Genomic DNA, 5,200 nt, shown 5'->3' with positions numbered 1-5,200 from the left:
GCCTTCCGCTCCAATCAATAGAGGGTTATTTCAATAAGATCTTCCACACTATCATTTTATTCTTTTTAAAAGGATGTGTTTCCGCAAACTTTGTTGTTTTATTAAGTTAGCCCTGTTATAACTGAATGATGATTTCACTGTGTTTGAAAAATAAACGGTAAAATTCCGTTTAAATTGGGAAATACCCATATTTCCTTAAAAATAAAGGAAGTTTTTCCGTTTAGTATTATCCAAAACTTTGGATTTTGTCTTATTTAGAGCAGTTAATCGGAATATCTCCTCTTATATCTCCTTCTTAAGCTTCCTTTATTTACATTAGCCGGAAATTCTCCGCCTATTAATTCTCATACCTACACGAAAATCAATAATGAATAAAACAGAGCCATTAAGTTTAAAAGGGTTTCAATATAAGCCGATTCATATTTAGATTCAACAAACGAAATTTGATGAACGCAATGAACTGCATGTTCTTACGGACAAAACTCTTCAAGAGATAAGGGGGAATGTCCGTAATCCTGGTTCTTACGGACAAAACTCTTCAAGAGATAAGGGGGAATGTCCGTAATCCTGGTTCTTACAAACAAAACTCACCAAGAGACAAAGTGGAATGTCCATAATACTGGCACTTTACCCCAGGACTACAGACATAAAGATATAAAAAAATTGCCACACACTTAGCCAGGTTGGTAAAGGTGTGTGGCAATACATTATGTTGATTGACCCCTGTTGATTGGAGCGAAGCACCTGGAGCAAAAATCAACAGGCCATTAGCAGGAACAAAATCAGAATATGTTTTAGATAAAAAAATTGCCGAGAAAAATACCATTCTCGACAAACAACAGGTCAAATGACCGATTTTTTTCGCTTAAAGAATTCCTAATCCACTTTACAGATTTCTACTGGACAGTCCTCGCAATCGATTTCCCTTTTTAAATATTCCAAATCATGAATAGTAATCGTGCCCTTATCGATGGATACAATTCCGTTCTTGCGTAAATCGCTTAAAAGACGATTTACAACTTCGCGTGAAGTACCGCAAAAATTGGCTAACTCTTGATTGGTTAATGGCAGATCGATTAGTATTCCTTTATTAGTTTTGGTACCATAACTATTGGTAATTCGAATAAGTGTAGAGTATAAAGCTCCTTTTTTACCATGAAGAACCAAATCACGAAACTTAGTTTGGGTTTTTCGATATTGTTGGCTCATCCACTTGATAAATTCGAAAGAAAGTGCTAAATTTTGCGAAAGTTTTTCCTCGAGCGTATCTTTCATAATAACCGCTACCTCACCGCTCTCAACAACACGAGCACTTAATAAATATCGTGAAGAAGGGGAGAATAAGTTTAATTCACCGACAAAATCACCACGCGAGCACATTCTTAATGTGAGTTCTCTCCCATCAGGAATGATTTTGCTGATTTGAAGAATTCCACTTTGTACTATGTACAATTCATCAGCTGTAGATCCTTCCTGAAATAGAAAAGTACCTTTTTCAACTTTCTTTATATGGTGAACTGTATCAAAAAGATGGGACAGTGGTACCGGCATTTCTCTTACTGACTGCATACTCATAACCACCTTTAAAGGTACGAAAATTTGATTTAAAAAATTGACAGTCAAGGTTGGATTTACAAGATAATACTATAATTATATTGTTAACAAAGAATAATTAGCAATAAATGAGCAATAAGTTCATACAATCGTCATAACTTCGTGCCGACTTTGTTTATTTCTTAGGAAATAATGTCGAATAGTATAGGAATTTGTAAGAAATGCCAATAATGACAGAGCCTGAAACGGAAATAATAACAGTGTGAAGAAAAGGAGGGAAAAAGAATGGGTCAAAATCGCCAGTTTAAATCTGGGAGTAAAGCACCTAATAATGGTGTATATATTGAAGTGGGAGATACGGGAAGCAATGTCAATAATCCGAAAAAAATCAAGTTAAAAGCAGGGGATGCATTCCCTGAGACTTCCAATGATGAACGAGTTTGGACATATCAGCGAAAACCATAAATTTAATACAGAAAAGGTCATCCATTGGGTGGCTTTTTCTTTTGTCTAAACTCTCGATCATAGATTGTATTTTCTAAACGAGGAAAATTTTCTTTTTAGACGGGATTGTTTTATAATAAAGACAAAGGTCAAAAATGGTCAAAGAGGGTGTTGAAAAATGGATATGAACCGAATGACAGAACGGTTACAGAAAGGATTGATGGATGCCCAATCGTTAGCCGTTAAGCAAAATCATCAAGAGATTGATGAACCTCATTTATTTATATCATTAATGGAGCAAGAAGATAGTCTCATTTCTGCCATTTTAGATAGGGCGGGAGTGTCTTCTGAAAGAACAAAAAAGAACCTTATGGAATCTCTGTCAAAAAAACCAGTGGTTACCGGCAGTGGAGTAGAACAAGGAAAACTATATATTACAGCAAGGCTGCAGAAGTTACTCGTAAAGGCTGAAGAATATAAGCAAAAATTTTCAGATGAATATTTATCTGTCGAGCATATTCTGTTAGCTGTGGTTTATTCAGATGACTCAGAAATGCGAAAGATATTACGAGCTTTAGGAAAGCAGCCAGAACATGTTTTACAAGCGATAAAAGATATAAGGGGGAATCAAAGAGTGACATCACAAAATCCCGAAGCAGGATACGATGCCTTAAAAAAATATGGACGGGATCTTGTTGCAGAGGTTAGAGCAGGAAAAATGGATCCTGTTATTGGACGTGATTCTGAAATCCGAAATGTCATCCGGATTTTATCAAGAAAAACAAAGAATAATCCGGTATTAATCGGTGAACCTGGTGTAGGAAAAACAGCAATTGTAGAAGGGTTGGCACAAAGAATTGTTAGAAAAGATGTTCCAGAGGGTCTAAAGGATAAAACCATTTTTTCATTAGATATGAGTGCGTTAATTGCCGGTGCTAAATTTAGAGGTGAATTTGAAGAACGATTAAAGGCCGTATTAAATGAGGTTAAAAAGAGTGAAGGCAGGATCTTATTATTTATCGATGAAATTCATACGATTGTTGGTGCAGGGAAAACGGAAGGTGCTATGGATGCAGGAAATATGTTAAAACCGATGCTTGCACGTGGTGAACTTCATTGTATAGGAGCAACAACGCTTGATGAACATAGAAAATATATCGAAAAAGATCCTGCACTTGAACGAAGATTTCAGCAGGTACTTGTCCAGGAACCAAACGTTGAAGACACCATTTCAATTTTAAGAGGCTTAAAAGAGCGGTATGAGGTCCACCATGGTGTTAAAATCCATGATCGTGCTTTGGTAGCAGCGGCAACCTTATCAGACCGTTATATTACGGATCGGTTCTTGCCAGATAAAGCCATTGATCTTGTTGACGAAGCGTGTGCGCTAATCCGGACTGAAATAGATTCTATGCCAACAGAATTAGATGAAGTAACCCGCAGAGTTATGCAATTAGAAATTGAAGAAGCAGCTTTAAGTAAAGAGGTGGATGAAGGAAGCAAGTTACGACTTGAAGCACTTCTAAAGGAACTTGCGGACCTTAAAGAGACAGCCAATGAAATGAAGGCAAAATGGCTGCAGGAGAAACAAAGTATTCAAAAATTGCAGGAGAAAAGGGAGCAGCTTGAGAAACTTCGCAGGGAGCTTCAACAGGCAGAGGATAAATACGATTTAAATCGTGCAGCAGAACTTCGACACGGTCAAATTCCGTTAGCAGAAAAGGAACTGAAAGAACTCGAAACCGCAACTTCTAAAGATGAAAGATTACTTCGTGAAGAAGTGACAGGAGAAGAAATTTCGAACATTGTATCCAGGTGGACTGGAATTCCACTTTCTAAATTAGTCGAAGGCGAGAGAGAGAAGCTGCTCCGATTAGAATCGATCCTGCATGAAAGAGTAATTGGCCAGAATGAAGCTGTAAATTTAGTGGCAGATGCAGTCCTAAGGGCTCGTGCTGGAATTAAAGACCCTAACCGGCCAATCGGATCGTTTTTATTTTTAGGTCCAACTGGGGTTGGAAAAACAGAGTTAGCAAAAGCCTTAGCGGAGTCTTTATTTGACAGTGAAGAACACATTATCCGGATTGATATGTCAGAGTATATGGAGAAGCATGCCGTTTCTCGCTTGATTGGTGCACCTCCTGGATATGTGGGCTACGAAGAAGGCGGACAATTAACTGAAGCAGTAAGGAGAAGGCCATACTCTGTTATCTTAATGGATGAAATTGAAAAAGCCCATCCTGAAGTCTTTAACATTCTCCTTCAAGCGCTTGATGACGGAAGAATTACCGACTCGCAAGGGCGTGTAGTTGACTTTAAAAATACAGTGATAATTATGACATCCAATATTGGCTCACAATTTTTGCTAGAACGAAGTGAAAATGAAAGTGAAATCCCTGATGCGGTTCGAGAAAAAGTGATAAGTCAATTGAGGGGGCATTTCCGGCCAGAGTTTTTAAATCGCATAGACGAGACAATTCTCTTTAAGCCACTATCACTTGAGGAGATAAAAAATATTGTTGCAAAAATGATGAGAGAATTGCAAAATCGTTTAAAACATCAACAAATAGATATTCTCATCAATGAGGAGGCAAAAGCATTTATTGCTGTAAATGGTTTTGACCCAATATACGGTGCTAGACCGTTAAAACGATTTATCCAGAGAAATATCGAGACTAAACTTGCTCGTGAAATAATTGCTGGAAAGCTACATGATCAATCCAAAGTGGAGATAGGTATCAGCAATGGAGAAATTTCATTAGCGGTTAAATAGAAATCCATAATAAAAAAGGTCATCCGCATGGATGACCTTTTTTAATGTTTTGAAACTGGCTCGTTTGGAATTAATGCAGTTACTACGTAAATTAGAATAGTTACACCAACAGCAGCAACAGTACCAGTAACGAAATCATATTTTGCACCTGCAGTCATTGAGCTCACTACATATGTAAGCATTTGCACTAATAGAAATGACCAGAAAAGGGTCCAAAAAAATCGCATTATTCTTCACCTCTAACAACCTATTTTACATCTTTATTTATATTATCATATGATTCAGAAATGATAAAGCGAAACTTCCTTTCTTGGTAGGTTGTCCAATTCTGGCTAATAGTGCGATCTGCTTATTTACCTACTGGAATTCCACATGTGCCATGAAAAAATAGGCAAATCCCCTTTCATCTTTAATAAGGCGGCATACAAT

Annotated in this window: 4 protein-coding genes; 2 read left to right on the top strand and 2 right to left on the bottom strand. The window is 37.3% G+C overall.

Features of this window, described 5'->3' with window-relative positions:
• Positions 1–876: 876 nt before the first annotated feature.
• Positions 877–1,569: a Crp/Fnr family transcriptional regulator gene (locus V7659_RS09145; protein ID WP_420491365.1), complete on the bottom strand. Its 693-nt coding sequence runs from the start codon at positions 1,567–1,569 to the stop codon at positions 877–879.
• Between the two features lie 270 nt (positions 1,570–1,839).
• On the opposite strand from V7659_RS09145, the gene V7659_RS09140 reads away from it, so the two are divergent.
• Together V7659_RS09140 and clpB are read left to right on the top strand one after the other, a co-directional pair.
• Entirely contained in the window at positions 1,840–2,019 is a 180-nt protein-coding gene (locus V7659_RS09140) for a YjzC family protein (protein WP_026566122.1), read from the top strand.
• Positions 2,020–2,176: 157 nt separating this feature from the next.
• A complete protein-coding gene (gene clpB, locus V7659_RS09135; protein WP_335539584.1) occupies positions 2,177–4,771 on the top strand; it encodes an ATP-dependent chaperone ClpB in 2,595 nt (864 codons plus the stop codon).
• A gap of 41 nt (positions 4,772–4,812) precedes the next feature.
• Here clpB and V7659_RS09130 read toward each other — a convergent pair whose 3' ends face one another.
• Positions 4,813–4,998 (bottom strand): YjzD family protein, encoded by a 186-nt coding sequence (locus tag V7659_RS09130; protein ID WP_026566124.1) that lies wholly within the window; start codon positions 4,996–4,998, stop codon positions 4,813–4,815.
• Positions 4,999–5,200: the final 202 nt, after the last annotated feature.

This window comes from Neobacillus drentensis (assembly GCF_036966985.1).
GTDB lineage: Bacteria > Bacillota > Bacilli > Bacillales > Cytobacillaceae > Neobacillus > Neobacillus drentensis_E.
This window is presented reverse-complemented; position numbering and strand designations above follow the sequence as displayed.